The following is a 26,444-nucleotide window of genomic DNA, read 5'->3' as shown; positions in this document are numbered from 1 at the left end:
CGCTTTCTGTCCTGCAGCGCAAAGCGCTTATAGGCCGGATTGCCGAACAATTCTTCCATGGCGTGGCTCATACCAGCAAAGACGCGGGGCGGCAATCTGGCGAACGAAACGACGCCCCGGCGCGCGTCCGCGCCGAGTTCTTGCCGCGGGATACCGGCCGGCATACCGTCGTTTTGGTTGCCTACCGGAACAACAGGATCGGGATCTTGCAGGCGCGGATCATTTCCGTGGTGGTCGAGCCGATGATCATCGAGCGGATGCGCGAATGGCCGTAGGCGCCCATCACCAGAAGATCGATGCCGTCTTTTTCGACCGCCTCGGCGATCGCCTTGTCCGGCTGGCCCTGGACCAACCGGGAGGCGGCCCGGTGGCCGCCTGCTTTCAGCACGGCCTCGGCGTCGGCAAGCCTACGGCGATGTTCTGCGGTGTCGACGCCGACGGCGAGGAGGCGGATGTCGAGCGCCGAGAACAGGGCCGAGCGGGCGATATGGTCCACCGCGCGGCCGATGCTGGGCCCGCCGTCATGGGCGATCAGCACCTTTTCGACCGGACGCCAAGCGCGCGCGGCGACATAGACCGGACGCGTGGCGGAGCGGACGATGCGTTCCAGGTTGGACCCGAGATGCAGCTTGGCGAAGTCGGCGCCCTCGCCGCGCTTGCCGATCACGATCAGGTCGGCCTGTTTTTCGGCCTCGGCCACCGTTTCCAGAAGGTCGCCGTTGCGCAGGCGCATGCTCGCCTCGACGCCCGCCTCAACCAGCATCGTCTGCGCGTCCTCGAGTATGGCGCGGCCGCGCTTCTGGGCCAGCCGGGCGCGCTCCTCGTCGAGGCTGCTGAGTTCGGCCAGAAGGCTCGACCGGGCTCCGAGCGCGATCGTGCCCGAAAGGTCGGACGAGGCGGTTTCGCGCCGGTCGAGCACATGGACCAGTTCCACCGTCGCGCCGGTGCGCCCGGCGATCCAGGCGGCGTTTTCACATACGCTTTTCGAGTAGGTCGAGCCGTCGATGAGCGCGATGATTCTCGTCGTCATTGTTCTCTCCTGACCAAAACCTAGCCGCAGGCGGGGCTAATGCGCCATGAGTTTGTCAAGCCCGCCCGGCTTGTCGTGGACGGCGAGGCGGTCGACCAGCGTCTCGCTGGCCTCGTTCATGCCGACGAACTCGACATCGGCGCCGTCGCGGCGGAATTTCAGCACGGCCATGTCGAGGGCGCCGACGCTGGAAATGTCCCAGATATGGGCGCGCGATACGTCGATCGTTACCTTTTCCAGCGTTTCCTTGAAGTCGAAGGCGGCCATGAAATCCTCGGCCGAGGCGAAGAAGAGCTGGCCTTCCACCACATAGGTGCGGTGGCGGCCGTCCGTGCTCAAGGTCGAGGATACGCGGAAGAGCTGGGCGATCTTCCAGGCAAAGAAGATGCCCGACAACAGCACGCCGACCAGCACGCCGATCGCGAGATTGTGGGTGAACACCACGCAGATCACCGTCGCCAGCATGACGATCGAGGACGAGCGCGGATGGTCCCTGAGATTCTTCACCGACGACCACGAGAACGTGCCGATCGACACCATGATCATGATCGCGACCAGCGCCGGCATCGGGATCCGGCTGACGAGGTCGCCAAGCACCAGGATCATGAACAGCAACAGCACGCCGGCGGCGAAGGTGGACAGCCTGCCGCGTCCACCCGACTTCACGTTGATGATCGACTGGCCGATCATGGCGCAGCCGGCCATGCCGCCGATGAAGCCGGTGGCGGTGTTGGCGATGCCCTGGCCGATGCATTCCTGGTCGCGATTCGAGGTGGTGTCGGTCAGATCGTCGACGATCTGCGCCGTCATCAGCGATTCCAGAAGCCCGACCACCGCGACCGCGGCCGAATAGGGCAGGATGATCAACAGCGTCTCGAGAGTGAGCGGGATGTCGGGAATCAGGAAGACCGGCAGGGTCGACGGCAGCTCGCCCATGTCGCCGACCGTGCGTACGTCGAGGCCGAAGACGATCGCGATCGTCGTCAGAACGACGATGCAGACCAACGGCGAGGGCACGGCCCTGGTGAGATAGGGAAACAGGTAGATGATGGCGAGACCGGCGGCGACCATCACATAGGTCAGCCAGGGAACCCCGATCAGTTCGGGCAGCTGGGCCATGAAGATCAAAATGGCGAGCGCGTTGACGAAGCCGGTCATCACCGAGCGCGAGACGAAGCGCATGACCTGGCCGAGCTTCAACAGTCCGGCGCCGATCTGCAGCAGTCCGGCAAGCACTGTCGCGGCGAGCAGATATTGCAGGCCGTGGTCGCGCACCAGCGTGACCATCAACACAGCGGTCGCGGCGGTCGCGGCCGATATCATGCCCGGCCGACCGCCAACGAACGCGATCAGAACCGCGATCGAGAACGAGGCGTAGAGGCCGATTTTGGGATCGACGCCGGCGATGATGGAGAAGGCGATGGCTTCGGGGATCAACGCCAGCGCAACGACGAGACCGGCGAGAAGGTCGGCGCGGATGTTGGAAAACCATTGCGCGCGATAGGCATAAAGTGATGGCATCGGGGTCCAGGAAGTCAAAACCAAACCGCGGCCCAACGGGGCAGGACCGCAAAGAAAGACGGCATGGATGCAAGTTGTCCGGCGGATCGGCGGCCGGAAGAGCCACCCGGGATTGCACCGGGTCCGAATGAATGCCCTTTCCTAGACCGTGGCGTGCTGCGGCGCAACATCGGGGCTTGGCGCGGCCGCGTTTAACCTGCGCCGGGCTCCGGTATCAGGCCGCTTCCTGTTCGACGCAAATCTGGTCGGATTCGGCATGCGTCAGGGGTTCGCCGAGCAAGCGGCACAGATGGCGACCGGGTCCGTGCGCGTCCTTGCCGAAATGGCGACAGGCGCGACAAAGCCCGAAGGGTCGCCCGCCGCCTTCGGCGATCAGGCCGGAAAGCAGAGCCTGGAGGCCGTCCTCGAGTGCCGCCGCGCGCGCGGGCGTCAGACGGGCGAGCGCGCGGCGCACGGCCTCGATCCGGTCGTCCTTCAGCATGGCGCGGCCGGCCGGTGTCAGCTCCAGCCGCACCGAACGTCGATCGCCGGGATGCTGCGATTTTTCAACCAGGCCGGCGCGCTCGAGCGCAATCACGGTCTGCGAGACCGTGCCCTTGGTCGCGGCGAGATAGGCGGTCAGCGCGCCCGGCGTACGCGAGAAACGGTTTGCCCTGGCGAGATAACGCAGGGCATCCCATTGCGCCGGTTTCATGCCGTGCGCATGGCCGGTCTGGCCGACCAGCCGGACGAGCCGTTCCATCAGTTCCAGGGCGCGATGCGGTTCTGTCATCGTTAAATGGTATCGTAACGAAACCACTATTGCAAGCCGGCCAAAGCCGTGCTAGCGATTTATTGGTATCGTTACGATACTAATTAGGAGGATCAGATGACCAAGTTCGTTTGCGCGGCCCTGCTTGCGGCCGGCACGGCCCTGCCAGCCCTTGCGCATGACATCAAAAGCCCGATCGACAACGCGGTGCCGCCCGCTTTCGACATCGTTGTGTCGTCGGCCACCACCGACGGCCGGCTGGCGACCTTCATGATGGAACTCGCCGGCGAGGCGGGGTCGCAAAAACCCGAGGCGATCGGACAATTGAAGGGCGCCAAGGTTGCCGCCTATGTGTGGCCGACCGGCCTCGACCCCGCCCTTGTCGGTTTCGCGGCCGGGTCGGGTCTTCTCGCCCTTGCCGTCACCGCGCATCCCGATTTCGACGACACGCCTTTGTTTGACGAAAATGGCGACGGCGATCCCGCAAACGACGGCGCGGACTGGCATTCGCATTGGGTGGTGCTCGCCGAGGACAAGGCCTGCGGCGCGGGGCTGAAGGTGCGCGACGTCTCGCCCGGCGTCGACGTGTTGCCGGCAACCGCGCCGATGTTGCCGCTCGCTCTCGACAGTCCAGGCATGTCGCCGCGGCTCGATGGCAAGCGGGTGGAGATCACCGTGCCGGTCGCCGAGGGCGAAGCTGTCTCGTTCGACGCGGTGACGTCCGAATTGACCGTCAACGAGAGGGGCGAGGCGCCGCTTCTGTGCGTGACCGGGGTCTACGACGTCGCATCCGGCGACCTCTCGCAGCCGGGCGTCATCATGCGCAAGGAGTGAGGTGGCAGTCGGCGCAGCGGGGAGGCAGGCCGCCGGTCATTCGCCGCCGCCGGTGTCGGTTTTCGCGCGCCGCTCCACAAGCCGCAGCGCGGCCAGGACGATGACGGCGAGCAAGGTCGCGACAAGCGCGATCTGCCAGAAGCCGAGGCCGCAGGCGAGGCCGACGGCGCCGGCCAGCCACATGCCGGCGCCCGTCGTCAGGCCATGGACCTCGCCGCGGGCGAACACGATCAGCCCGGCGGCGAGGAAGGCGACGCCTGCCGTGACGGCCTCAACCAACCTGATGGGGTCGATGCGGATGGCGTCGTCCTCGAAGGCGGGCAGGTGGGTGATCTCGATGGTGAGGATGGCGATGGTCGCCGCTGACAGGCAGACCAGGATGTGGGTGCGCAAACCGGCTTGCCGCTCGCGCCATTCGCGCTCGAAGCCGACGATGCCGCCGAGCACAGCGGCCAGCAGCAGCCGGGCGGCGATCACCTCGAAGGGCAGCCAGCTCGCGCGGCCGAAATCGGAAAAGAAGGGTTCCATGGCGTGCCTCGTGCGGGAAACGCGTGGCCCGCGGAAAGGTTGCCGGCGCGCACGCCGGGCTCAGGCGCACTGGAAGACGAAGGTCTTGACGAATACGTCCGGCTCGGCCACCGCGAAGGCGCGGAAGGGCGGGCTCTCCTCGACCGGATGCCAGATGCCGGCCTGTTCGAGCCGGTCGAAGCGCTCCTGGAAACCGGCCTCGGCGATCAGCCTGTCGCGCACGGTGAACATAATATGCCCGCCGGACCTCGTGATGCGGGCCATCTCGTCCAGCCCGCTTGCCGGCGCGTGACCGGCGGTGAAGACGCCGGCGGCGATCACCGCGCGGAAATGGCCGTCCGGCCACGGTAGGGCCTCGCCGAGCGCGGCCTTTTTCAGCGTGCCGTAGACCTGCCGCGACCTGGCGATCGCCAGCATCTCGTCGGACAGGTCGAGGCCCTCGAGTCGATCGTAGCCGAGCGCCTTCAAAAACGGGCCGGACAGACCGGTGCCGCAGCCGGCGTCGAGGACTGGCCCTTCGCCGGCCGGAACGTGGCGGGCAAGCCAGCTGGTGATCAGGAAGGGCAGGCAATAGCCGAGCTCGGCCGTCTCGCGATCGTAGCCGGCCGCCCAGGCCGCGTAGGCGTCGGCGAGTTCGGTTTCGGTCGTGGCCGCGTAGACCTGGTCGAGCGGGCGCGGGGCGGAGGCGGAACGTTCGGACATGACACTATGGTAGCGTCATGCGCGGCTCGATGCCAGGCGTGCCTCGTCGGCGGCGTGGCGCGTCCAGGGCGATCGAAACCGGTCTTTGACCGATGCCGTCGTGTGGTGCGCGTCAGCGCGATCGCTGCGTCTCGCCTTGGCGCAGGCGTTTTTCCAGTGCGCGCAACGTCAGCGACAGGCTGACGGTTAGGATCAGATAGATATAGGCGACGATCGAATAGGTCTCGAAAAAGCGGAACGAGCCGGAGGCGTAGATCTTGCCCATCTGGGTGATGTCGGCGACGCCGAGCACCGAGACCAGCGAGGAATCCTTGACCATGGCGACGAAATCATTGCCGAGCGGCGGCAGGATGATGCGGATCGCCTGCGGCAGGATGATCAGCCGAAAGCGCTGGAAGCGCGACAGGCCCAGCGCCTTGGCCGCCTCGATCTGGCCACCGTCGACGGACTGGATACCGGCGCGGAACACTTCCGAGATGAAGGCGGAATAGCCGATGGTGAGCGCGATGATGGCGCGCCACAACAGCGAGACGTCGCGCACCAGAAGCGGTTCCAGCATGCCCGCATCCTGCAGCGGCGCGGTCGCCAGGTTCCACAACCCCACGAAGGCGGGCACGCCGGCGAAGGCGATCCAGAACAAGAGCACCAGCACCGGCACGCCGCGAATGATCTCGACATAGAAGCGGGCGATCTGGCGCAAAACCACGGAGCCGGACAACGCCATCAGCGCCGTGCCGAGCCCGATCAGCGAGGCGAGCGCGAAGGCGACACCGGTTACGAAAACGGTGATCGCGACGCCCTTCGACACGGTGGCAAAGACCTGGGAGTAGAGGTCGCTGGCGGCGATGAGGACGGCGATCGTCGCGGCGATCGCGGCGGCGGCGACCAGCCACCAGGGAAACTCCCTGGTGGGCGAAGCGGAGGGATGGTTCATCGGGCTCTGGTGCTTTCGGGCAAGCGGCCACGGCCGCCCTGGCGGCGGCCGTGGCTGGACATTACTGTCCCAGCTTGTAGTCGAGGAACCATTTCTTGTTGAGCGCGTCGATCGTGCCGTCGGCCTTCATCGCCGCGATCGCGGCGTTGAACGGCTCGACCAGATCGGACCCTTTGGGGAAGATGAAGCCGAAATCCTCCGAGCCGAGCGGGCCGCCGATCACCTTCAGCTTGCCATCCGACGCGGCAACATAGCCGTTGGCGGCGACGCCGTCGGTGAGCACGAGGTCGACATCGCCGGCGCGCAGCGCCTGCACGGTCGCGCCGAACGTCTCGAACAGCTTGATGCGCGGATTGGCCTCGTCGCCGTCGAGAACGTCGTAGACGGAGACGTAAAACGGCGTGGTGCCGGGCTGCGCGGCGATCAAGAGGTCGTCCTTGGCCGCGAATTCCTTCTCGTCGGCGAACCGCTCCTCGTCGGCACGCACCAACATGCGCATTTCCGAATGCATGTAGGGGGCGGAGAAGTCGACCTTCTCCTTGCGATCGTCGCGGATCGTGATGCCGGTCATGCCGAGATCGTACTGGCTGTCGGACACGGCCTGGATCATCGCGTCCCAGCTCGTGTTCTGATACTCGACCGAAACATTCAGCCGCTTGGCCATCTCGGCCATGGCGTCATATTCCCAGCCGATCTGCTCGCCGGTCTTTGGATCGATGAATTGCAGCGGCGGGTAGGCATTTTCCGTCACCACCACGACCGTGCGGCCGCCGAGATCGGGCACGTCCTGCGCCTGGGCGGCAAGCGGGACGAAGACGAGGGCGGCAAGCGCCGCGAACGTTGACAGCATTTTCGACATCTGGAGCTCCTGGGGGCAGCGTCCCGGCCGTCGCGGCCGGTTCGGGGGCAGTTTAACGTCAGGGTGTCGGCACGCAAGGCGTGTGCGCTTCAAGAGCGTTCGCATCGCGCTTTGCCTGGGAGGACGGAACGGATTTGCTTCAATCCGGACTGGAAAGGTTTTAGCCTGTCGGCATGACCTATCCGCTGTCGCCCGTTTTCACCCGCACCGTACCCGACGGCGACACGCATGAGCGCGCCGTTTGCGAGACTTGCGGCTTCGTCAACTACGAAAACCCGAAGATCGTCGTCGGCTCGGTGGTCCGCCACGACGGCAAGCTGTTGTTGTGCCGAAGGGCGATCGAGCCGCGCCGCGGTTTCTGGACCGTGCCGGCCGGCTTCCTGGAACTGCACGAGACGCCCGAGGACGGTGCGCGCCGCGAGGCGCTGGAAGAAGCCAATGCCCGGCTTTCGATCGAGAGCCTGCTGGCGATCTATTCCGTGCCGAGGCTGTCGCAGGTGCAGCTCATCTACCGGGCACGTCTTGCCCGGCCGGGCTTTTCGGCCGGCGAGGAGAGCCTGGAGGTCGGGCTTTTCTCCTGGGACGAGATTCCCTGGGACGACATTGCGTTTCCGAGCGTGCACTGGATGCTGGCGCACGAACGGCAGGTGCAGGACGGCGCCGGCGGCGCGCCGTTTTCCAATCCCGGCGACGCGTGACTTTTATCGGGCCCGGAGCGGGGGAGCGGACAATGACAAACAACGATATCCGAGCCGCTTTCGAACGCCAGGCGGCGGGATGCTCTGCGCTCGGCTCGCCGTTTACCGCGCGGCTGTGCCGGGCCCTGGCCGCAATCCTCGATCGCTCCAGCGTGACCGGTCTGGCGGTTCTGGAATGGGATGGCGATCCGCGCGCGGACGCGCTCGCGCTCAGGCTGTGCGGCGGGCTGCACGCACTGGTTCTGGCAGGCGAGGACGACGTGCTGGCGGGGCTGTACCCGCCGGCGCAGGTGGCCGAGTCGACATTCCGCGCCGAGCTCGACGCCGCGATCCGGCGCAATGACGAGGCGCTGGTGCGTGCGCTCGACAGCGCGCCGCAGACCAACGAGATCGCGCGCGCCGGCATGATCCTCCCGGGTCTTCTGGCTGCAGCGCGGGAACTCGACCGCCCGGTCGCCCTGATCGAGATCGGCGCCAGTGCCGGGCTCAACCTGCTGTTCGACCGGTTCCACTACGACTACGGCGCCGCGCGCTGGGGCGAGCCGACCTCGCCCGTGAGGCTCGTGCCGGAGGTGCGCGGCGAGGTGCCGCGGCTCGATGCGGCGCTCGAGATCGTGGCGCGCACCGGCAATGACATCCGCCCGATCGACTGGCGCGATCCGCTGCAAAGGCTGCGGCTGCGCTCGTATTTATGGCCCGACCAGCAGGCGCGGCTGCAACGCCTCGATGCGGCGATCGGTCTTGCCGAAACAGCGCCGTTTTCGATGGAGCGGGCCGACGCGGCCGATTTCGTGCGGCGCCAGCTCGCAGCGCGGGAACCGGGAACGGCGCTGATGCTGTTTCACACCATCATGTGGCAATATCTGCCGGTCGCGACCAAGACGACGATCGAGGCCGCGCTGGCGGCGGCGGGCGCCGAAGCCGGGCCCGACACACCGATCGCCCGGGTGGCGATGGAGCCGATCGAGACCAGCGATCCGCACGCGACGCTGAGCCTGACGGTCTGGCCGGGCGGCGAGACGCGCCATCTCGCCCATTGCGATTATCATGGCCGCTGGATCGAATGGCTGTGAACGCGCCGGCCGCAGCTTACCACATCGACTTGCGGTAACCCTCCTCCAGGGCCCGGTCGGTATGGTCGGCCGGCGTGGCCATGGCGAGCTGATCCGTCAGGATCTGGCCGAGCGTCGGCATGGCGCTGCGTGCGGGCCAGGATTGCGGGTCCCATAGCGCGGAGCGCAAGAACGCCTTGGCGCAATGCATGTAACAGGCCCTGACCGATACGATCATCGCCGTGGCCGGCTTCTTGCCGTCGACGGCTAGCCGCTCTCGAAGCGCCTCGTCGGCGGTGACACGCGCGCTGCCGTTGACCCGCAACGTCTCGTTCATGCCGGGGATCAAAAACAGCAGGCCGACGGCGGGGTTGGCGATCACGTTTTCCAGCGTGTCGAGCCGGTTGTTGCCGGGGCGGTCGGGAATGGCAAGCGTGGTGTCGTCGAGGACGGCGACGAAACCCGGCCGGTCGCCCTTGGGCGTGACGTCGCCGTTGCCTGCCCCGTCGGACGAGCCGATCAGCACGAACGGGCTTTTTTCGATGAAGGCGCGGCAATGCTTGTCGAGCGCGCCCAGCTCCTTGCGGACCGCTCGCTCGCCCGGCGCCTTGTAGTGATCGCGCAGTTCTTCGCGGCTTTCGATGAAACGCATCGCCTACTCCTTGCGGAACTGGTCGTCGAGCGAGTGGCGCATGATCAGCGGCATCTGGCTGAATGTGAAGACCAGCGTGATCGGCATGATGCCCCAGACCTTGAAGGCCACCCATATGTCAGTGGAAAAGGACCGCCAGACGATCTCGTTGACAAGGGCCAGGAAGACGAAAAACAGGCCCCAGCGGAAGGTGAGCTTGCGCCAGCCCTCCGCATCGAGCTTGAAGGCCTGATCGAAGACATAACCGAGCAGGGAACGACCGAACAGCAAACCGCCGAGCAGGACGGCGGCGAACAGCGAATTGACGATGGTCGGCTTCATCTTGATGAAGGTTTCGTCCTGCAGCCAGAGCGTCAACGCGCCGAACACGAACACGATCACGCCCGAGATCAGCGGCATGATCGGCAGCGTGCGCACCAGAAGCCAGGACACGCCCAGAGACAATGCCGTGGCCACCATGAAAAGCCCGGTGGCGATGAAGATCGGTCCGCCGAACGCGGCCAGGGCCGGAAAGAGCTCGGCCAGCCATTCGCCGCGTGCATTGGCGAAGAAAAACACCACCAGCGGACCCAGTTCCAGCAGCAGCTTCAAAAGCGGGTTCATCGGCTTGCGCTTGGGATCGTCGGGTTCGCGTTCGAAGATTTGCTGGTTCATGTCGCTCACGCCACGCCCGCGATCGCCTTGGCGAAATCGCCGGCCGAGAAGGGTTCGAGGTCGTCGACCTGTTCGCCGACGCCGATGAAATAGACCGGCAATTTGTGCTTTGCCGCGATGCCGACCAGGATACCGCCGCGTGCCGTGCCGTCGAGCTTGGTCATCACCAGACCGTTGACCCCGGCGATATTGCGAAAGATCTCGACCTGGTTGAGCGCGTTCTGGCCGGTGGTCGCGTCGACGGTCTGAAGCACGGTATGCGGGGCCTCGGGATCGAGCTTGCCGAGCACGCGCACGATCTTTTCCAGCTCGGCCATCAGCTCGGCCTTGTTCTGCAACCGGCCGGCCGTGTCGATGATCAGCACGTCGGAGCCGGCCTCCTTGGCCTTCTCGAAGGCCTCGTAAGCCAGCCCGGCCGCGTCGGCGCCAAGCCTGGAGGCGACGACCGGCGAATGGGTGCGCTCGCCCCAGATCTTGAGCTGCTCGATCGCGGCGGCGCGGAACGTGTCGCCGGCCGCCAGCATCACGTCGAGCCCGCCGGCGGTCAGTTTGGCGGCGAGCTTGCCGATCGTGGTCGTCTTGCCGGTGCCGTTGACCCCGACGACCAGCACCACATGCGGCTTGTGCGACAGGTCGAGTTCGAGCGGCAGCGCCACCGGGGCGAGCACGTTTTCGATCTCGCTCGCCATCACCGCGCGCACCTCCTCCTCCGAAACGTCGCGCCCGTACCGGCCCGAAGCCAGCGTATCGGTGATGCGGATCGCCGTTTCCATGCCGAGATCGGCCTGGATCAGCACGTCCTCGAGATCCTGCAGCGCGTCCTCGTCGAGCTTGCGCTTGGTGAAGACGCCGGCGATGTTGCCGGTGAGTTCGCGCGAGGACCGCGCCAGCCCCTGGCGCAGACGCTGGAACCAGCTCTGCCGCGCCGTCGCCTCGGGCGCCGCCGGTTCGTCCGCGCGTTTGGCCTCGACGGATTTCGCTACCGTGACCTTGCCAGCCGGCGCGGCAGGTTTGGGGCTCGGCGGGGATTGAGGCGCAGCCGGTTGATCGGCATCCGGCTCGGTTTGCGTCGGCTCGGGCTGGCCGGGCGACGCGTCAGGCGCGATGTCGGGCTTAACCGGTTCCGGTGGCGTCGTCGCCTCCGGGGCGGCCGCCGCAGGCTCCGGCTCGGATGGCGTGACGGGCCGGTCAGCCTGCTTGGTCGAGGCCGTGGGCCTTGCCGGCGCGGTGGTCGCCGGTTGCGGGGCAATCGGTTCGGAGCCGTCGCTTTGCGAGGGTGCGGTCGTCTCCCGCGTATCGCTCGTGTCGTCGGCGGTCGTGGGGGGCAGCGGCTCCGCTTCAACGGTCTCTTCGGCGAGTTCGTCTTCCGGGGTCTGCGGCGCGCGCGGGGCGGCCCGCTTGGCGTCCGGGTGCTCCAGGGCCGATGAGGGAGCATCGGGTTTTTCGCCGTCCTGATCCGACGTCCTGGCCGTGATCCTCTCGATGTCCGACGGTCGGGCCTCCGGCCCATCGTCCCGGCGGTGCGCGGTTCCTGCTTCGTCGGCCGGCTCGGGCCGGACTGGCTCTTCATGCGTGGGTTCGGGGGCTGCCGGCGCTCGGCTTTCGGTCGTCCCGGCCGGCGTGACCGCGGCGTCTTGGGTCGCAATTCCCGCATCGTCCGGCGGCGCCGTCTCGGGCAGCGGCGCACCGTCCTCGTCGCGGTCCTCGACCTTCTTGCGGCCGAAGGAAAAGACCTTCTTGATGAATCCGAATGCCATGCTTTCGTCCGTCAGGCCGCCTCGGCCAGGAATTGGGCCTTCAGCAGAGCGCCGTCGTGGCCGGTGATGCGCGCCGGGACGATCGCGCCCGGCGCGCCGGCGGCGATCGCGGCGAGGGCGAAGCCTTCCGTGCGACCGATCCCGTCGCGTTCGATCAAAAGCTTCTGCGTGGAGCCCACGAGTGAATCGAGATGGGCGCGATAGGCGGTCTCGCCCGCCGCGCGCAGCCTGGCGGCGCGGTCCTTGACGGTGCGGCGGTCGAGCTGCGGCATGCGGGCGGCCGGCGTGCCCTCGCGCGGACTGAAGGGGAAGACGTGCAAATGGGTCAGGCCGCATTCGGCGACGATCTTCAGCGAGTTGTCGAACATCGCTTCGGTCTCGGTGGGGAAGCCGGCGATAATGTCGGCGCCGAAGACGGCGTCGGGACGCAGCGCGCGGACCTCGTGGCAGAAGCGGATCGAATGGTCGCGCAGATGGCGTCGCTTCATGCGCTTGAGGATCATGTCGTCGCCCGATTGCAGCGACAGATGCAAATGCGGCATCAGCCGGGGCTCGGTGGCGAGCGCCTCCATCAGATCGTCGTCGGCCTCGATCGAATCGATCGAGGACAGTCGCAGACGTTCCAGGTCGGGCACCTGTTTCAGCACGGTGCGCACCAGCCGGCCAAGCCGGGGCGCGCCGGGCAGGTCGGCGCCGTAGCTGGTGATGTCGACGCCGGTGACGACGACTTCGCGATAGCCGTTGCCGGCCAGCCGCTTCACCTGTTCGACGACGGCGCCCATCGGCACGGAGCGCGAATTGCCGCGGCCATAGGGGATGATGCAGAAGGTGCAGCGGTGGTCGCAGCCGTTCTGCACCTGGACGAAGGCGCGGGCGCGGCCGTCGATGGCGTCGACCATGTGGGCGGCGGTCTCGGTGACCGACATGATGTCGTTGACGCGCAACTTCTCGGTGTCGTTGACGCCGAAATCGGGCAGGGCGCGGTAGCTGTGGCTGTGCAACTTTTCCTCGTTGCCGAGCACCAGGTCGACCTCGTCCATCGCCGCGAACCCGCCGGGGTCGGTCTGGGCGGCGCAGCCGGTAACGACAATGCGCGCCCGCGGGTTCTCGCGCCGGGCCTTGCGGATCGCCTGCCGGGCCTGGCGCACCGCCTCGCCGGTGACGGCGCAGGTGTTGAAGACGACCGCGCCGCCCTCGAGCGCGCCGAGGCCGGCGGTGTCGGCCTCGCGGCGCATGACCTCCGATTCATAGGTGTTGAGGCGGCATCCGAACGTGACGATGTCGACCGCCATCAGATCACGTCCTCCACGTCGCGGCTCCAGGCCCCGGTCGCGGGGTCGAACCGGCCGGAAAATTCCCATTCGGCCGGGCCGGTCATGATGACGTGGTCGTCGTCGCGCCATGCGATCGCCAGCGGCCCGCCCGGAACCGTCACCGTGACGACGCGGCCGGTCCGGCGCGTGCGGGCGGCCGAGACCGCGGTCGCGCAGGCGGCCGAACCGCAGGCGCGCGTCAGGCCGGCGCCGCGCTCCCAGGTGCGGATCGTGATGGCGTCGGGCGCGGTCACTCTCGCGATGGTGATGTTGGCGCGCTCGGGGAAGATTGGGTGGTTTTCCAGGAGCGGCCCGAACCGTTCGAGGTCGTAGCGCCACACATCCTCGTCGACCCAGAAGATCGCGTGCGGATTGCCCATCGAGGCCACGGAGGGCGAATGCAGCACGGGTGCGTCGATCGGGCCGATCTGCAACTCGATCATACGCGTGTCGCGGAACTCTTCGGCGAGCGGAATTTCCCGCCAGTCGAAGCGCGGTCGGCCCATGTCGACGGAAATCGACCCGTCGGGATGCTCTTCGGCATTGAGGATGCCGGCGACGGTCTCGAAGGTGAAGCGGCGTATGCCGGTTTCGGCCGCCAGCGCCTGGACCACGCAGCGCATGCCGTTGCCGCAGGCCTGGGCCGACGAACCGTCGGCATTGAGGATCTCGACAAAATTCGCCGTGCCCGGCGTTTTTGCGTCGTGGACCGCCATGATCTGGTCGAAGCGAGTCGCCGGATCGGCGGCCAGAGCGCGTGCGGCGGCCGGGGCGACCCGATCGGCGCGCCCGCGCATGTCGGCCACGATAATCTCGTTGCCGAGCCCGTTCATCTTCGCAAAGGGTGGGCGTTCGTCCATGCCGGTCATGCCTGTCGATCCGGCCCCTATATGGCGGAACGGGGCCGCAATTACCAGACGCGCGGCCGGCAGGGAAGCGATGGACGCGTCAGGCGATCGCCACCAGACCGAACAGCACCAGCAGGAACAGGATCAGCACGATCGCGATCAGCACCTTCGCGCCGGTCATGGCGGCGCCGGCGAGCGAGTTCATGCCGAGCAGGCCCGCGACGGCCGCGACGACGAGAAGGATGACAATCCATTTGAGCATTTGGTCTTCTCCGGCTTGGCCCGCGGGATCGACCCCGAAGGCAACACCAGAGAAAACGCGGCAGACCGCGTCGCGTTCCCCTCACGGAACCGAAATCACCGCGGATCAGCCCGCGACCTCGAAGGGGATCTCGAATTCGGCGGTCTTGTCGGAGTGGTTGTCCTTGAGCAGGAACCGGCCGGTATATTTGCCGGGTGGCGGGGTTTCCAGATTGATGTTGAGCGTGAGGTAGAACTCGCGGTTGCGGTAGCGCACCGGCAGTTCGAGCCGCATCAGGTCTTCCTTGCCGAAGACCTTGTCGCCGTTGGCGTCGAGAATGGCGAGATCGACGCCGAGCGAGATCAGCCGGTCGCCGAGCGGGCCGCGCCCATAGGCGAAGCCGATCGGTTCGACATAAACGAGAACCTTCTCGCCGCTCTTGTAGAGCGTATTGTCGCGCTGGGCGTAGACACCGTAGCCGGTGGCGCTGTCGACGGGCACCGCCTTGCGGATCGTCAGCGGCATGGCGTCCCAGATCTCGGCGATGGCGGCGTCGAGGGTTTCGATCGCGGCGGCCGGATCGCCGGCGGCGACCTGGTTTTCGGCCTCAGCGCCTTTTTCGGCAATCGAGCCGGCGGCAACGGCTCCGCAAAATGCTGCTGTTGTCATGAGTATCAAGATCGCCCGTAAACCGCGCATTGTCCAATCCCCCCGCGAATGCCCCGCCCCATCTTACGCTATCGGCAATCGGTATCGTCAAGCCGCGCCAACGCGCGACCCCGCACCGCGTGCGGCCGCTCGTGCCAGGCTCGACGTTTGACGGCAAACGGGATATGGGCTTGGCGATGCGCTCGCGGCAGTTGTGGGCCGGCACGGCGCAGGGGAGGCGACCTTGAAGAAACGCAGCAAGGAGCCGTGGATGCCGGCGGACGATTTCGGCCGGTCGCTGCCGCGCGGGATCGGGATAAACCTTCTGGTGCCCGAGATCGAACCGATGGAACGGTTCTGCCGCGAGGTGATCGGCGCCAACACGGTCTATGCGGACGAAGATTTCGCGGTCATCGAAATCGCCGGGTCGGTTTTGATGCTGCATGCCGATCACACCTATGCCGATCACGAGATGGCCGGGGTCGTGGCCGATGCCGAATTGCGTGGCGTGGGCATGGAAATCCGGCTCTACGGCGTCGATCCCGATCGTATCGAGCACCGCGCCCGCAGCGCGGGATCGACCGTCCTGTCGGGCGCGCTCGACAAGCCGCACGGTCTGCGCGAATGCCACATCGTCGGACCTTCGGGCTATATATTCGTCCCCAGCCGGGCTATATCGCGAGAAGATTCGGCGGCGGAAACCCAAATTTAACCATGCCATCGTGCAATTAACCCCAACATTGCCATTATTGTCGCGATTCAACTCGCGACTGCGGGGTGCGCCCCGTCGTGAGTTCCCACGGAGGACTATGATGCGTTTTTCGATTTCCGGCCCGCTGGTGCTGACGCTGTTCGCGGTCGCGCTCGCCGGATGCCAGAGTTCCCGGCTCGGTTCGCTCGGCGGCCGGCCCGAACCGCTCAATCCGGCCCCGGCCGGCACGGTGACGGCAGGGCAGTTGCCGCCGCCCGCCCCGACCGGGCCGACGGATCCGTCGAGCTTTCCAAAACCGCCCGTCACCGCGACCGAAACCGGCGAGACGGACGTTGCCGCGCTCGACCCCAACGCGCCGGTCGAACTGCCGGGAGCGCCGGCAACCGCGGCCGAGTTGACCGTGGGCAGCGTCGCCGGCGTCTGGAACGCGTCCGTGTCGGGCCAGTCCTGCCGGGTCGCGACGCCGCAGACCAAGTTCGGCCAAGGCTTTCGCGCGGGACCGCTGCGCTGCCCGCCGCCGCTCGACGGTGTGAAATCCTGGAACGTCGCCGGCAAGCAGCTCTCGCTCTATGACGCCAGCGGCGGCGTGCTCGCCCGTCTCTACTCGTCCGGCGCCGAGCGTTTCGACGGCCAGATGACATCCGGTCAGCCGATCTCGCTGTCGCGGTGAGCGCGGCCTTGCGTCTTCCTGGCTGATCGCGGTACCGGGGCCGGCCCATGTCTTTGCGCGACGGACTCAAGCCCTTCGCCTCGGTGCGGCAGGCCTATGGCCGCCTGATCGAGCGCGGCGCGGTGACGCGCGATCGCGCGCAGGAAAAGATCGCCGACCGGTTCGACCGCCTGATCGAGGACCTGGCGACCAAGCGGCTTGCCGCCAAGTCGAGCGCGCTCGGCTGGCTTTTTGCGCGCCGGCGCGAGCCGAAGGCGCCGGTCAAGGGGCTCTACATTCATGGTGCCGTCGGCCGCGGCAAGACCATGCTGATGGATCTGTTTTACGATCTGGCGCCGGTCAACCGCAAAAGACGGGTTCATTTCAACGATTTCATGGCCGACGTGCACGACCGGATCGGACGCCACCGCGCCGCCGTCAAGACCGGCGAGGCCAAGGGCGACGACCCGATTCCGCCGGTGGCGCGGGCGCTGGCCAACGAAGCCTGGGTGCTGTGTTTCGACGAATTCGCCGTCACCGACATCGCCGATGCGATGATCCTGTCGCGGCTGTTTTCGGCCCTGTTCGACGAGGGAGTCGTGCTTGTGGCGACCTCGAACGTGGCGCCGCGGGACCTTTATCGCGATGGGCTGAACCGGCCGCTGTTCGAACCCTTCATCGCCATCCTCGAGCGCCATGCCGACGTCATGAGTCTCGACAGCGACACCGATTATCGGCTGGAAAAGCTGAATCGTCTGCCGGTCTATCTGACCCCGCTCGACGCCGACAGCCGGGCCGCGTTCGAGACGGCGTGGTCGAACTATGCCGACGGGGCGGGCGAGGAGGCCGAGACCATCAAGGTCAAGGGCCGGACCATCCATGCCGAGCGTTGCGTGCGCGATGCCGCCCGCTTCACCTTCGAGGATTTATGCGCCCGCCCGCTCGGCGCGCGCGACTATGTGGCGATCGCGGCCCGCTTCAAGACCCTGTTCGTCGAGGGCATCCCGGTTTTCGACGACCGCAGCCGCAACGAGGCCAAACGCTTCATCCTGCTGGTCGACACCCTCTACGACAAGCGGCTGCGTCTCGTCGCCAGCGCGGCTGCGCAGCCTCAGGGGCTTTATCGCGGCCGAACCGGCACGACGGAATCCTTCGAATTCGATCGGACCGCCTCGCGGCTGATCGAAATGCAAAGCCGCGACTGGCCCGGCGAGGGGGCGGCCGAACCGGCCAGCGCCGCAGGCCAGGCCTGAGCGCCGCGGGCCCGTTCATTTGGCATGTCACGGGATTGTGTGGATGTAAAACGACGCAATAATTTTGACGTTTACGTAATTCCGCTTATTTCTAAACGATTGAATTTATTTATGCTCGAGGAATCGGTTGTTTTTTTCTGCGGGCGAGTCTAAGGCCACGCCCGAATTTCGCCTCGTCTAACGGCATTGAACACCAGCCGATGCCTTTCAATCTCAACCTGACTGGGCCATGGTAGCCCACACATTGCGGGGGTAGCTCTCGAAATGGCACGCAGAAAGATCGCGCTTATCGGTTCCGGCATGATCGGCGGAACGCTCGCCCATCTGATCGGCCTGAAGGAACTTGGCGACGTCGTCCTGTTCGACATTGCCGAAGGCATCCCCCAGGGCAAGGGCCTCGATATCGCGCAATCCTCGCCGGTCGAGGGCTTCGATGCCAGTTTCTCGGGTGCCAACGACTATTCCGCGATCAAGGACGCGGATGTGTGCATCGTCACCGCCGGCGTGCCGCGCAAGCCGGGCATGAGCCGCGACGATCTGCTCGGCATCAATCTGAAGGTGATGGAGCAGGTCGGCGCCGGCATCAAGAAATACGCGCCCAAGGCGTTCGTGATCTGCATCACCAATCCGCTCGACGCCATGGTGTGGGCGCTGCAGAAATTCTCCGGCCTGCCGAAGACGCACGTGGTCGGCATGGCCGGCGTGCTCGATTCCTCGCGGTTCCGCTATTTTCTCGCCGAGGAATTCAAGGTTTCGATCGAGGACGTCACCGCCTTCGTGCTCGGCGGTCATGGCGACACGATGGTGCCGCTGACGCGCTATTCGACGGTGGCCGGCATTCCGCTGCCCGATCTCGTCAAGATGGGCTGGACCTCCAAGGAAAAGCTCGACGAAATCGTCCAGCGCACGCGGGACGGCGGCGCGGAGATCGTCGGGCTGCTGAAGTCCGGCTCGGCCTATTATGCCCCGGCCGCCTCGGCGGTGGCGATGGCGGAGAGTTATCTCAAGGACAAGAAGCGCGTCCTGCCCTGCGCCGCCCACCTGTCCGGCCAGTACGGGGTCAAGGACCTTTATGTCGGCGTGCCGACCGTGATCGGCTCGGGCGGCATCGAGCGGGTCATCGAGATCAGCCTGAACAAGGCCGAGCAGAAGATGTTCGACAAGTCGGTGGCTGCCGTCACCGGCCTGTGCGAAGCCTGCATGACCATCGCCCCGAACCTGAAGAAATAAGCGAGCGCGGCCAATGAACATTCATGAATATCAGGCCAAAAAGGTCCTGAAAGGCTTCGGCGCGCCGGTCGCCGAGGGCGTGGCGATCCTGTCGGCCGCCGAGGCGGAAAAGGCGGTGAAATCGCTTCCCGGGCCGCTCTACGTGGTCAAGAGCCAGATCCACGCCGGCGGCCGCGGCAAAGGCAAGTTCAAGGAACTCGGCGCCGACGCCAAGGGCGGGGTTCGGCTGGCGAAGTCGGTCGAGGACGTCGTTGCCAATGTCGGCGAAATGCTCGGCAACACGCTGGTCACCAAACAGACCGGACCGGACGGCAAGCAGGTCAACCGGCTCTATATCGAAGACGGTGCCGACATCGACCGCGAACTCTATCTGTCGATCCTGGTCGACCGCACCGTCGGCCGGGTCGCCTTCGTGGTTTCGACCGAGGGCGGCATGGACATCGAGGCTGTGGCCGAGGAAACGCCCGACAAGATCGTCACCGTTGCGATCGATCCCGAAACCGGCGTGACGGCGGACGACATCGCCAGGCTGAATGCGGCGCTGGAGCTTTCGGGCGATGCGGCGACGGACGGCGAGACGCTGTTTCCGATCCTCTACAAGGCCTTCGTCGAGAAGGACATGAGCCTGCTCGAGGTCAATCCGCTGATCGTCATGACCAATGGCCGGCTGCGCGTGCTCGACGCCAAGGTGTCTTTCGACAACAACGCGCTCTACCGCCATCCCGACATCGTCGAACTGCGCGACGAGACCGAGGAGGACGAGAAGGAAATCGAGGCGTCCAAACACGATCTCGCCTATGTCGCGCTCGACGGCAATATCGGCTGCATGGTCAACGGCGCCGGCCTGGCCATGGCGACGATGGACATCATCAAGCTCTACGGCGCCGAACCGGCCAACTTCCTCGACGTCGGCGGCGGCGCCTCGAAGGAAAAGGTCACGGCCGCCTTCAAGATCATCACCGCCGATCCGGCCGTGAAGGGCATCCTGGTCAATATTTTCGGCGGCATCATGCGCTGCGACGTGATCGCGGAGGGTGTGGTCGCTGCGGTCAAGGAAGTGGGCCTGAAGGTTCCGCTGGTCGTGCGGCTGGAAGGCACCAATGTCGAGCTCGGCAAGAAGATCATCAACGAGAGCGGCCTCAACGTGATCGCGGCCGACGATCTCGACGATGCGGCGCGCAAGATCGTCGAGGCGGTGAAAGAGGGGTAGTCGCGTGCGACGCGTCGCATCCATTGTCGTGCTCGTGACGGCGCTGTCGGCACCGTCAGGCGTTCAGGCGGGCGAGGAATGGTCGACGCGTTTCGCGACAACCTTCCAAGAAAGCTGCGTGCCGCAGCGCCTGAGCTACGAGGGCACGCTTGCCCAGGCCAGGGAGGTGGGCTGGGATGTTTTCGCGCCCGCCGGCCAGAGCGAGTTCGGTGCCCTGATGGCGAAGTCGGCGGCCGCGTTCGAGGCGGCCAAGGCCGACATGCCCGGCATGTCGTTTCGCGCGCAGACCTTCGCGCGGGACGTGGAAGGTCGCATGCTGCATCTTGTCGTCTCGCTGATGCTCTCGGAGTCTCTCGATGCAATCGGCTGCTATCTCTACGATTTCGAGGCGACGGAGCCGGTCGCGGCCGCCGCGGTGTCCGATGTTCTGGGCGTCAAGCCGGCGCAGTCGCACAGCGACGAGACCGTGGTTTCCCATCTGTGGGGGCCGCCGCCGTCGATGCCGCGTACTCTCGATACCTATCTGACCTTCATTCCGCCCGGCAGTCCGCACGCCGAACAGGCCGGCTTCGACGGCCAGATGCTTAAATTCTCGACCTCGCAGCCGCGGGAGGACGAGGAGTGATCCGCTTCAACGCCGCCTGCGCTTCCGCCCCAACCGCCCTGCCGGCCGCGCACGCCGGCGCGGCTTTCCCAATCGAACCCTGACAGGCTCTGGAGTTACCGTTCGCATGTCCATTCTCGTCAACCAAGACACCAAAGTTCTCGTCCAGGGCCTGACCGGCAAGACCGGCACCTTCCACACGGAGCAGGCGCTGGCCTATCACGGCACCAAGATGGTTGGCGGCGTCCACCCGAAGAAGGGTGGCGAGACCTGGGGTTCGGTCGAAAGCGGCGCGCAATTGCCGATCTTCGCCACGGTCGCCGAAGGCAAGGAAAAGACCGGCGCCAACGCCTCGGTCGTCTACGTGCCGCCGGCGGGCGCTGCGGCTGCCATTATCGAGGCGATCGAGGCCGAGATCCCGCTGATCGTGTGCATCACGGAGGGCATTCCGGTCATGGACATGGTCAAGGTCAAGGCCAGGCTCGACCGGTCGAGCTCGCGTCTGATCGGCCCGAACTGCCCGGGCGTGCTGACGCCGAACGAATGCAAGATCGGCATCATGCCGGGCAACATCTTCAAGAAAGGTTCGGTGGGCGTCGTCTCGCGCTCGGGCACGCTCACCTACGAGGCGGTGTTCCAGACCACCAATGCCGGGCTCGGTCAGACGACGGCGGTCGGCATCGGCGGCGATCCGGTCAAGGGCACCGAGTTCATCGATGTGCTGGAGATGTTTTTGGCCGATCCGGAGACCGAATCCATCATCATGATCGGCGAGATCGGCGGCTCGGCCGAGGAAGACGCCGCGCAGTTTTTGAAGGACGAGGCCAAGAAGGGACGCAGCAAGCCGATGGCCGGCTTCATCGCCGGGCGCACGGCGCCGCCCGGACGCACCATGGGCCATGCCGGCGCGGTGATCTCCGGCGGCAAGGGCGGCGCGGAAGACAAGATCGCGGCGATGGAGGCAGCCGGCATCAAGGTGTCGCCGTCGCCGGCGCGGCTGGGCCAGACTCTGCTCGAAGCGATCAAGGGCTGATCGCTGCCATGTGTTGGCCACGATGGCGACGCATGGGGCTGACGAACAAGAACAATGCTCGACCGCGCGGCGGCGGGCGGACTTAAAACTAGGGACGGGGCGCACAGGCTCCGACAGGGTAATGTCACGGCAGGATCAGGCCAACGACCGGTTCTCGATCACCTCCTTCCTCTACGGCGGCAACGCCCACTATATCGAGGAGCTCTACGCCGCCTATCAGGACGATCCGGCGTCCGTCGATGCGGATTGGCGCGATTATTTCGCTCAACTCAAGGACGACGCCGACGATGTGCGCAAGAACGCGCAGGGGGCCTCCTGGGAGCGTGCGAACTGGCCGATCACGGCCAATGGCGAACTGGTGTCGGCTTTCGACGGCGACTGGGCACAGGTCGAAACCCGCCTTTCCGGCAAGATAAAGGAGAAGGCCGCCAAGGGCGGTGTCACGCTCAGCGACGAGGAAATGCTGCGCTCGACGCGCAATTCCGTGCGCGCGATCATGATGATCCGCGCCTATCGCATGCGCGGCCATCTGCATGCCAATCTCGATCCGCTCGGCCTGGCAAATCCGCTCGAGGACTATAACGAACTGTCGCCGGAAGCCTATGGCTTCACCGAGGCCGACTACGACAAGCCGATCTTCATCGATCACGTGCTGGGGCTGGAATTCGCAACCATCCGCGAAATGCTCGACATTCTCAGGCGCACCTACTGCTCGACGCTCGGCGTGGAGTTCATGCACATCTCCAATCCGGAGGAGAAAGCGTGGATCCAGGAGCGGATCGAAGGCCCGGACAAGGGTATTGCCTTCACCACCAACGGCAAGCTGGCCATCCTGCAGAAGCTCGTCGAATCGGAAGGCTTCGAACAGTTCATCGACGTCAAGTACAAGGGCACAAAGCGGTTCGGCCTCGACGGCGCCGAGGCTTTAATACCGGCGTTGGAACAGATATTGAAGCGCGGCGGTGCGCTCGGGATGAAGGAAGTCGTGCTTGGCATGGCCCATCGCGGCCGGCTCAACGTGCTGTCGCAGGTGATGGGCAAGCCGCACCGGGCGATCTTCCACGAATTCAAGGGCGGCTCCTTCGCGCCCGACGACGTCGAAGGGTCTGGCGACGTCAAGTACCATCTCGGTGCCTCGTCGGACCGCGAATTCGACGGCAACACGGTGCATCTGTCGCTGACCGCCAACCCGTCCCATCTGGAAATCGTCAATCCGGTGGTGATGGGTAAGGCGCGCGCCAAGCAGGACCAGATTTTCGGGCGTAAGCGCGAGGAGATCGTGCCGCTGCCCGAACGCGTGAAGGTGCTGCCGTTGCTCCTGCACGGCGATGCCGCCTTTGCCGGCCAGGGCGTGGTCGCGGAGTGTCTGGGCCTGTCGGGCCTGCGCGGGCACCGCGTGGCGGGAACGCTTCACTTCATCATCAACAACCAGATCGGCTTTACCACGAATCCGCGCTTCTCGCGCTCCTCGCCCTATCCGTCCGACGTCGCCAAGATGATCGAGGCGCCGATCTTCCACGTCAACGGCGACGATCCCGAGGCCGTGGTCTACGCCGCCAAGGTGGCGACCGAGTTCCGGATGAAGTTCCACAAGCCGGTGGTCATCGACATGTTCTGCTACCGGCGCTTCGGCCATAACGAGGGCGACGAGCCGGCCTTCACCCAGCCGATGATGTACAAGAAGATCCGGACGCATCCCACGACCGCCCAGATCTACGGCAAGAAGCTGATCGCGGAAGGCCTGATCACCGAGGGCGAGTTCGAAAAGCTCAAGGCGGACTGGCGCGCCCGGCTGGAAGAGGAGTTCGAGGCCGGCCAAACCTACAAGCCCAACAAGGCGGACTGGCTGGACGGCGCCTGGTCGGGGCTGAGGACGGCCGACAATCAGGACGAACAGCGTCGCGGCAAGACGGCTGTGCCGCTGAAGACGCTGAAGGAGATCGGCAAGAAGCTGACCGAGGTGCCCAAGGATTTCGAGGCGCACCGCACGATCAACCGCTTCCTGGAAAACCGCCGCAAGGCACTGGACGCCGGCGAGGGCATCGACTGGGCGCTGGCGGAAGCGCTGGCGTTCGGCGCGATCCTTCAGGACGGCACGCCGGTGCGCTTGTCGGGGCAGGATTCGGAGCGCGGCACCTTTTCGCAGCGGCACTCCGTGCTCTACGACCAAAGGGACGAGCGACGCTTCATCCCGCTCAACAATCTCGGTCCCGCGCAGGCCCATTACGAGGTCATCAACTCGATGCTGTCGGAAGAGGCCGTGCTCGGCTTCGAATACGGCTATTCGCTGGCCGATCCGCGGGCCTTGGTGCTGTGGGAGGCCCAGTTCGGCGATTTCGTCAACGGCGCCCAGGTGGTGTTCGACCAGTTCATCTCGTCGGGCGAGCGCAAATGGCTGCGCATGTCCGGGCTGGTCTGCCTGTTGCCGCACGGCTACGAGGGGCAGGGGCCCGAGCATTCGTCCGCGCGGCTGGAACGATTCCTGCAATTGTGCGCCGAGGACAATATGCAGGTCGCCAACGTCACCACGCCGGCCAACTATTTCCACATCCTGCGCCGGCAGCTGAAACGCGATTTCCGCAAACCGCTGATCCTAATGACGCCGAAATCGCTGCTGCGCCACAAGCGCGCGGTGTCGACGCTGGCGGAAATGGCGGGCGAAAGCACGTTTCACAGGCTGTTGTGGGACGACGCGCAGATGTTGCCGGACCAGAAGATCAAGCTGGTCAAGGATTCCAAGATCCGGCGTGTCGTTTTGTGCTCGGGCAAGGTCTATTACGATCTCTACGAGGACCGAGAGAATCGCGGCATCGACGATGTCTACCTGCTCAGGGTCGAGCAACTCTACCCGTTCCCGGCCAAGGCGCTGATCAACGAGCTGTCACGGTTCCGCAACGCGGAAATGGTGTGGTGTCAGGAGGAGCCCAAGAATATGGGTGCCTGGTCGTTCATCGATCCCTATCTGGAATGGGTGCTTGCCCATATCGACGCCAAACATCAGCGCGTGCGTTATGCCGGCCGTCCGGCCGCGGCCTCGCCGGCGACCGGGCTGATGTCCAAACATCTTGCGCAGCTCGAGGCGTTCCTCGAAGACGCGCTCGGCGAATGAACCCGTCCGGGTCCAATTGAAGGCAACGGAAGCATATATCATGGCAAGCGAAATTCGCGTTCCCACGCTCGGTGAATCGGTCACCGAAGCCACCGTCGGCCGCTGGTTCAAGAAGGTGGGCGAATCAGTCGCCGCCGACGAGCCGATCGTTGAACTGGAGACCGACAAGGTGACCCTGGAGGTGCCGGCTCCCGCCGCCGGCACGCTTAGCGAAATCGCCGTTCAGGAAGGCGAGACCGTCGAGGTGGGCGCGCTTTTGGGCACGCTCGGCGAGGCGGGCGCATCGGCCGCTGCCAAGAACGACGACAAGAAGCAGAGCCCGAAGGCGGCTGAGGGCGGGCGCGAGGCGGCCCCCTCGCCGAGCAGCGGCAAGCTGGTCGACGTCAACGTGCCGTCGGCCGGCGAATCCGTAACCGAGGCCCAGGTCGGCGAGGTCTACAAGGCCGTCGGCGATGCGGTGAAAGCGGATGAGCCGATCCTGGAGCTGGAGACCGACAAGGCGGCCCAGGAAGTGATGGCGCCGGTCGACGGGGTGCTGCGCGAACTCGCGGTCAAAAAGGGCGACGAGGTCGAAGTGGGGGCATTGCTGGCGCGCATCGAGGCAGGCGCCGCGGCGACGACCGGCGAGTCCGCATCGACGGCGGCGCGCGATGCGCGCCACGGCGGTGGCGGCACGGAATCTTCGCGCCCGCCGGCGCCGGCCGCCCAGAAGCTGATGGAAGAAAACAAGCTCGAGGCCGGCGACATCGCCGGATCGGGCAAGGAAGGCCAGATCCTGAAATCCGACGTTTTGGCGGCGCTTGAGCGCGGCAAGGACGCCGGCGCGGCCACCAAGGGTGCCGGCGAACCGGCCCGCGGGGCGGCGAGCGCGGCAACGGAGACGCCGAAAGTGGCGCGCGCGCCGTCCTCGGACGCCGATGAACCGCGCGAGGAACGCGTGAAGATGACGCGCCTGCGCCAGACGATCGCGCGTCGCCTGAAGGAAGCGCAGGATACCGCGGCCATGCTGACGACCTTCAACGAGGTCGATCTGGGCGCGGTGATGGAGCTGCGCAAGCGCTACAAGGATTTGTTCGAAAAGAAGCACGGCGTGAAGCTCGGCTTCATGGGTTTCTTCACCAAGGCGGTCTGTCACGCGCTGAAGGAAATCCCGGCCGTGAATGCCGAGATCGACGGCACCGACATCATCTACAAGAATTTCTGTCACGTCGGCGTCGCCGTCGGCACCGACAAGGGGCTTGTGGTGCCGGTGGTGCGCGATGCCGACCAGATGGGAATTGCCGAGGTCGAGAAGGAGATCGGCCGGCTGGGCGCGGCGGCCCGGGACGGCAAGCTGGCGCTCGCCGACATGCAGGGCGGTACCTTCACTATTTCCAACGGCGGCGTCTACGGATCGCTGATGTCGACGCCGATCCTCAACGCGCCGCAATCGGGCATTCTGGGCATGCACAAGATCCAGGAACGGCCAATGGTGGTGGGCGGTGAAATCAAGATTCGGCCGATGATGTATCTTGCGCTGTCCTACGATCATCGTATCGTCGACGGCAAGGAGGCGGTCACCTTCCTGGTCCGGGTCAAGGAAAGCCTGGAAGATCCGGAAAGGCTGGTACTGGACCTCTAAG

26 protein-coding genes and 1 other annotated feature are annotated in these 26,444 nt (G+C 65.7%); of the genes, 12 read left to right on the top strand and 14 right to left on the bottom strand.

What is annotated here, in order from left to right; genetic code table 11:
• Positions 1 to 181 precede the first annotated feature (181 nt).
• The 3 genes from EP380_RS08005 to EP380_RS07995 all read right to left on the bottom strand — a co-directional run bounded on the left by EP380_RS08005 (position 182) and on the right by EP380_RS07995 (position 3,323).
• Positions 182 to 1,030 (bottom strand): universal stress protein, encoded by an 849-nt coding sequence (locus tag EP380_RS08005; protein ID WP_127597876.1) that lies wholly within the window; start codon positions 1,028 to 1,030, stop codon positions 182 to 184.
• Between the two features lie 36 nt (positions 1,031 to 1,066).
• Positions 1,067 to 2,551, bottom strand: coding sequence for a SulP family inorganic anion transporter (locus tag EP380_RS08000; RefSeq protein ID WP_127597874.1), 1,485 nt, complete (start codon positions 2,549 to 2,551; stop codon positions 1,067 to 1,069).
• Positions 2,552 to 2,623: 72 nt separating this feature from the next.
• Positions 2,624 to 2,679, bottom strand: a sequence feature (sul1 is cis-regulatory element that is thought to sense ions involved in sulfur or methionine metabolism; They are found in Alphaproteobacteria).
• Positions 2,680 to 2,765: 86 nt separating this feature from the next.
• The gene (locus EP380_RS07995; protein WP_127597872.1) at positions 2,766 to 3,323 is read right to left on the bottom strand and encodes a MarR family winged helix-turn-helix transcriptional regulator; all 558 of its coding nucleotides are present in this window, start codon (positions 3,321 to 3,323) and stop codon (positions 2,766 to 2,768) included.
• A gap of 96 nt (positions 3,324 to 3,419) precedes the next feature.
• Between EP380_RS07995 and EP380_RS07990 the strand changes: the two genes are divergently transcribed.
• Entirely contained in the window at positions 3,420 to 4,136 is a 717-nt protein-coding gene (locus EP380_RS07990) for a hypothetical protein (RefSeq protein WP_127597870.1), read from the top strand.
• Between the two features lie 36 nt (positions 4,137 to 4,172).
• Here EP380_RS07990 and EP380_RS07985 read toward each other — a convergent pair whose 3' ends face one another.
• The 4 genes from EP380_RS07985 to EP380_RS07970 form a co-directional block, all read right to left on the bottom strand.
• Positions 4,173 to 4,664, bottom strand: coding sequence for an MgtC/SapB family protein (locus EP380_RS07985; RefSeq protein WP_106570153.1), 492 nt, complete (start codon positions 4,662 to 4,664; stop codon positions 4,173 to 4,175).
• 60 nt (positions 4,665 to 4,724) lie between these two features.
• On the bottom strand, positions 4,725 to 5,366 hold the full coding sequence (locus EP380_RS07980; RefSeq protein ID WP_127597868.1) for a class I SAM-dependent DNA methyltransferase: 642 nt from the start codon (positions 5,364 to 5,366) through the stop codon (positions 4,725 to 4,727).
• Between the two features lie 112 nt (positions 5,367 to 5,478).
• Positions 5,479 to 6,300 carry an amino acid ABC transporter permease gene (locus EP380_RS07975; protein ID WP_127597866.1) on the bottom strand — a complete coding sequence of 274 codons (822 nt, stop codon included), beginning with the start codon at positions 6,298 to 6,300 and terminating at the stop codon, positions 5,479 to 5,481.
• 61 nt (positions 6,301 to 6,361) lie between these two features.
• Positions 6,362 to 7,159 (bottom strand): transporter substrate-binding domain-containing protein, encoded by a 798-nt coding sequence (locus tag EP380_RS07970; protein WP_106570150.1) that lies wholly within the window; start codon positions 7,157 to 7,159, stop codon positions 6,362 to 6,364.
• A 173-nt stretch (positions 7,160 to 7,332) separates the two neighbouring features.
• Between EP380_RS07970 and EP380_RS07965 the strand changes: the two genes are divergently transcribed.
• Both EP380_RS07965 and EP380_RS07960 read left to right on the top strand, forming a co-directional pair.
• Positions 7,333 to 7,857: an NUDIX hydrolase gene (locus EP380_RS07965; RefSeq protein WP_106570149.1), complete on the top strand. Its 525-nt coding sequence runs from the start codon at positions 7,333 to 7,335 to the stop codon at positions 7,855 to 7,857.
• 32 nt (positions 7,858 to 7,889) lie between these two features.
• Positions 7,890 to 8,930 (top strand): DUF2332 domain-containing protein, encoded by a 1,041-nt coding sequence (locus EP380_RS07960; RefSeq protein WP_127597864.1) that lies wholly within the window; start codon positions 7,890 to 7,892, stop codon positions 8,928 to 8,930.
• A gap of 16 nt (positions 8,931 to 8,946) precedes the next feature.
• Here the strand turns inward: EP380_RS07960 and EP380_RS07955 are convergent, their stop codons facing one another.
• The 7 genes from EP380_RS07955 to EP380_RS07925 form a co-directional block, all read right to left on the bottom strand.
• The gene (locus EP380_RS07955) at positions 8,947 to 9,561 is read right to left on the bottom strand and encodes a pyridoxamine 5'-phosphate oxidase family protein (RefSeq protein ID WP_106570147.1); all 615 of its coding nucleotides are present in this window, start codon (positions 9,559 to 9,561) and stop codon (positions 8,947 to 8,949) included.
• Between the two features lie 3 nt (positions 9,562 to 9,564).
• Entirely contained in the window at positions 9,565 to 10,215 is a 651-nt protein-coding gene (locus EP380_RS07950) for a septation protein A (RefSeq protein WP_127597862.1), read from the bottom strand.
• Between the two features lie 5 nt (positions 10,216 to 10,220).
• Positions 10,221 to 11,972, bottom strand: coding sequence for a signal recognition particle-docking protein FtsY (gene ftsY, locus EP380_RS07945; RefSeq protein ID WP_127597860.1), 1,752 nt, complete (start codon positions 11,970 to 11,972; stop codon positions 10,221 to 10,223).
• A gap of 11 nt (positions 11,973 to 11,983) precedes the next feature.
• Positions 11,984 to 13,264, bottom strand: coding sequence for a tRNA (N(6)-L-threonylcarbamoyladenosine(37)-C(2))-methylthiotransferase MtaB (gene mtaB, locus EP380_RS07940; protein ID WP_127597858.1), 1,281 nt, complete (start codon positions 13,262 to 13,264; stop codon positions 11,984 to 11,986).
• The gene (gene dapF / locus EP380_RS07935) at positions 13,264 to 14,145 is read right to left on the bottom strand and encodes a diaminopimelate epimerase (RefSeq protein ID WP_127598223.1); all 882 of its coding nucleotides are present in this window, start codon (positions 14,143 to 14,145) and stop codon (positions 13,264 to 13,266) included. The genes mtaB and dapF overlap by 1 nt, the downstream gene beginning before the upstream one ends.
• Positions 14,146 to 14,233: 88 nt before the next feature.
• Positions 14,234 to 14,395 carry a DUF1328 family protein gene (locus tag EP380_RS07930; RefSeq protein WP_106570143.1) on the bottom strand — a complete coding sequence of 54 codons (162 nt, stop codon included), beginning with the start codon at positions 14,393 to 14,395 and terminating at the stop codon, positions 14,234 to 14,236.
• 105 nt (positions 14,396 to 14,500) lie between these two features.
• Positions 14,501 to 15,043: a hypothetical protein gene (locus EP380_RS07925; RefSeq protein ID WP_106570142.1), complete on the bottom strand. Its 543-nt coding sequence runs from the start codon at positions 15,041 to 15,043 to the stop codon at positions 14,501 to 14,503.
• Positions 15,044 to 15,266: 223 nt separating this feature from the next.
• On the opposite strand from EP380_RS07925, the gene EP380_RS07920 reads away from it, so the two are divergent.
• The 9 genes from EP380_RS07920 to odhB all read left to right on the top strand — a co-directional run bounded on the left by EP380_RS07920 (position 15,267) and on the right by odhB (position 26,443).
• Positions 15,267 to 15,734: a VOC family protein gene (locus EP380_RS07920; protein WP_238719779.1), complete on the top strand. Its 468-nt coding sequence runs from the start codon at positions 15,267 to 15,269 to the stop codon at positions 15,732 to 15,734.
• A 100-nt stretch (positions 15,735 to 15,834) separates the two neighbouring features.
• Positions 15,835 to 16,404: an AprI/Inh family metalloprotease inhibitor gene (locus EP380_RS07915; protein WP_127598221.1), complete on the top strand. Its 570-nt coding sequence runs from the start codon at positions 15,835 to 15,837 to the stop codon at positions 16,402 to 16,404.
• 47 nt (positions 16,405 to 16,451) lie between these two features.
• Positions 16,452 to 17,636, top strand: coding sequence for a cell division protein ZapE (gene zapE / locus EP380_RS07910; RefSeq protein WP_127597856.1), 1,185 nt, complete (start codon positions 16,452 to 16,454; stop codon positions 17,634 to 17,636).
• Positions 17,637 to 17,900: 264 nt separating this feature from the next.
• Positions 17,901 to 18,866: a malate dehydrogenase gene (gene mdh, locus EP380_RS07905; protein WP_106570140.1), complete on the top strand. Its 966-nt coding sequence runs from the start codon at positions 17,901 to 17,903 to the stop codon at positions 18,864 to 18,866.
• 13 nt (positions 18,867 to 18,879) lie between these two features.
• Positions 18,880 to 20,076 carry an ADP-forming succinate--CoA ligase subunit beta gene (sucC, locus tag EP380_RS07900; protein WP_127597854.1) on the top strand — a complete coding sequence of 399 codons (1,197 nt, stop codon included), beginning with the start codon at positions 18,880 to 18,882 and terminating at the stop codon, positions 20,074 to 20,076.
• Positions 20,077 to 20,080: 4 nt separating this feature from the next.
• A complete protein-coding gene (locus EP380_RS07895; protein ID WP_127597852.1) occupies positions 20,081 to 20,701 on the top strand; it encodes a hypothetical protein in 621 nt (206 codons plus the stop codon).
• Between the two features lie 106 nt (positions 20,702 to 20,807).
• Positions 20,808 to 21,713, top strand: a complete 906-nt coding sequence (sucD, locus tag EP380_RS07890) for a succinate--CoA ligase subunit alpha (protein WP_127597850.1) — start codon at positions 20,808 to 20,810, stop codon at positions 21,711 to 21,713.
• A gap of 121 nt (positions 21,714 to 21,834) precedes the next feature.
• Positions 21,835 to 24,822: a 2-oxoglutarate dehydrogenase E1 component gene (locus EP380_RS07885; protein WP_106570136.1), complete on the top strand. Its 2,988-nt coding sequence runs from the start codon at positions 21,835 to 21,837 to the stop codon at positions 24,820 to 24,822.
• A gap of 40 nt (positions 24,823 to 24,862) precedes the next feature.
• Complete coding sequence (gene odhB / locus EP380_RS07880) at positions 24,863 to 26,443, top strand: 2-oxoglutarate dehydrogenase complex dihydrolipoyllysine-residue succinyltransferase (RefSeq protein ID WP_127597848.1); 1,581 nt, start codon at positions 24,863 to 24,865, stop codon at positions 26,441 to 26,443.
• The last annotated feature ends 1 nt before the right edge of the window (position 26,444 follow it).

The organism is Nitratireductor alexandrii (assembly GCF_004000215.1).
GTDB classification, from domain to species: Bacteria; Pseudomonadota; Alphaproteobacteria; order Rhizobiales; family Rhizobiaceae; genus Mangrovimarina; species Mangrovimarina alexandrii.
This window is presented reverse-complemented; position numbering and strand designations above follow the sequence as displayed.

What these genes read in the sequence shown, in the direction of transcription:
- EP380_RS08005 (WP_127597876.1), bottom strand. Translation starts at nt 1,030, where the DNA reads ATGACGACGAGAATCATCGCGCTCATCGACGGCTCGACCTACTCGAAA.
- EP380_RS08000 (WP_127597874.1), bottom strand. Translation starts at nt 2,551, where the DNA reads ATGCCATCACTTTATGCCTATCGCGCGCAATGGTTTTCCAACATCCGC.
- EP380_RS07995 (WP_127597872.1), bottom strand. Translation starts at nt 3,323, where the DNA reads ATGACAGAACCGCATCGCGCCCTGGAACTGATGGAACGGCTCGTCCGG.
- EP380_RS07990 (WP_127597870.1), top strand. Translation starts at nt 3,420, where the DNA reads ATGACCAAGTTCGTTTGCGCGGCCCTGCTTGCGGCCGGCACGGCCCTG.
- EP380_RS07985 (WP_106570153.1), bottom strand. Translation starts at nt 4,664, where the DNA reads ATGGAACCCTTCTTTTCCGATTTCGGCCGCGCGAGCTGGCTGCCCTTC.
- EP380_RS07980 (WP_127597868.1), bottom strand. Translation starts at nt 5,366, where the DNA reads ATGTCCGAACGTTCCGCCTCCGCCCCGCGCCCGCTCGACCAGGTCTAC.
- EP380_RS07975 (WP_127597866.1), bottom strand. Translation starts at nt 6,300, where the DNA reads ATGAACCATCCCTCCGCTTCGCCCACCAGGGAGTTTCCCTGGTGGCTG.
- EP380_RS07970 (WP_106570150.1), bottom strand. Translation starts at nt 7,159, where the DNA reads ATGTCGAAAATGCTGTCAACGTTCGCGGCGCTTGCCGCCCTCGTCTTC.
- EP380_RS07965 (WP_106570149.1), top strand. Translation starts at nt 7,333, where the DNA reads ATGACCTATCCGCTGTCGCCCGTTTTCACCCGCACCGTACCCGACGGC.
- EP380_RS07960 (WP_127597864.1), top strand. Translation starts at nt 7,890, where the DNA reads ATGACAAACAACGATATCCGAGCCGCTTTCGAACGCCAGGCGGCGGGA.
- EP380_RS07955 (WP_106570147.1), bottom strand. Translation starts at nt 9,561, where the DNA reads ATGCGTTTCATCGAAAGCCGCGAAGAACTGCGCGATCACTACAAGGCG.
- EP380_RS07950 (WP_127597862.1), bottom strand. Translation starts at nt 10,215, where the DNA reads ATGAACCAGCAAATCTTCGAACGCGAACCCGACGATCCCAAGCGCAAG.
- ftsY (WP_127597860.1), bottom strand. Translation starts at nt 11,972, where the DNA reads ATGGCATTCGGATTCATCAAGAAGGTCTTTTCCTTCGGCCGCAAGAAG.
- mtaB (WP_127597858.1), bottom strand. Translation starts at nt 13,264, where the DNA reads ATGGCGGTCGACATCGTCACGTTCGGATGCCGCCTCAACACCTATGAA.
- dapF (WP_127598223.1), bottom strand. Translation starts at nt 14,145, where the DNA reads ATGGACGAACGCCCACCCTTTGCGAAGATGAACGGGCTCGGCAACGAG.
- EP380_RS07930 (WP_106570143.1), bottom strand. Translation starts at nt 14,395, where the DNA reads ATGCTCAAATGGATTGTCATCCTTCTCGTCGTCGCGGCCGTCGCGGGC.
- EP380_RS07925 (WP_106570142.1), bottom strand. Translation starts at nt 15,043, where the DNA reads ATGACAACAGCAGCATTTTGCGGAGCCGTTGCCGCCGGCTCGATTGCC.
- EP380_RS07915 (WP_127598221.1), top strand. Translation starts at nt 15,835, where the DNA reads ATGCGTTTTTCGATTTCCGGCCCGCTGGTGCTGACGCTGTTCGCGGTC.
- zapE (WP_127597856.1), top strand. Translation starts at nt 16,452, where the DNA reads ATGTCTTTGCGCGACGGACTCAAGCCCTTCGCCTCGGTGCGGCAGGCC.
- mdh (WP_106570140.1), top strand. Translation starts at nt 17,901, where the DNA reads ATGGCACGCAGAAAGATCGCGCTTATCGGTTCCGGCATGATCGGCGGA.
- sucC (WP_127597854.1), top strand. Translation starts at nt 18,880, where the DNA reads ATGAACATTCATGAATATCAGGCCAAAAAGGTCCTGAAAGGCTTCGGC.
- sucD (WP_127597850.1), top strand. Translation starts at nt 20,808, where the DNA reads ATGTCCATTCTCGTCAACCAAGACACCAAAGTTCTCGTCCAGGGCCTG.
- EP380_RS07885 (WP_106570136.1), top strand. Translation starts at nt 21,835, where the DNA reads ATGTCACGGCAGGATCAGGCCAACGACCGGTTCTCGATCACCTCCTTC.
- odhB (WP_127597848.1), top strand. Translation starts at nt 24,863, where the DNA reads ATGGCAAGCGAAATTCGCGTTCCCACGCTCGGTGAATCGGTCACCGAA.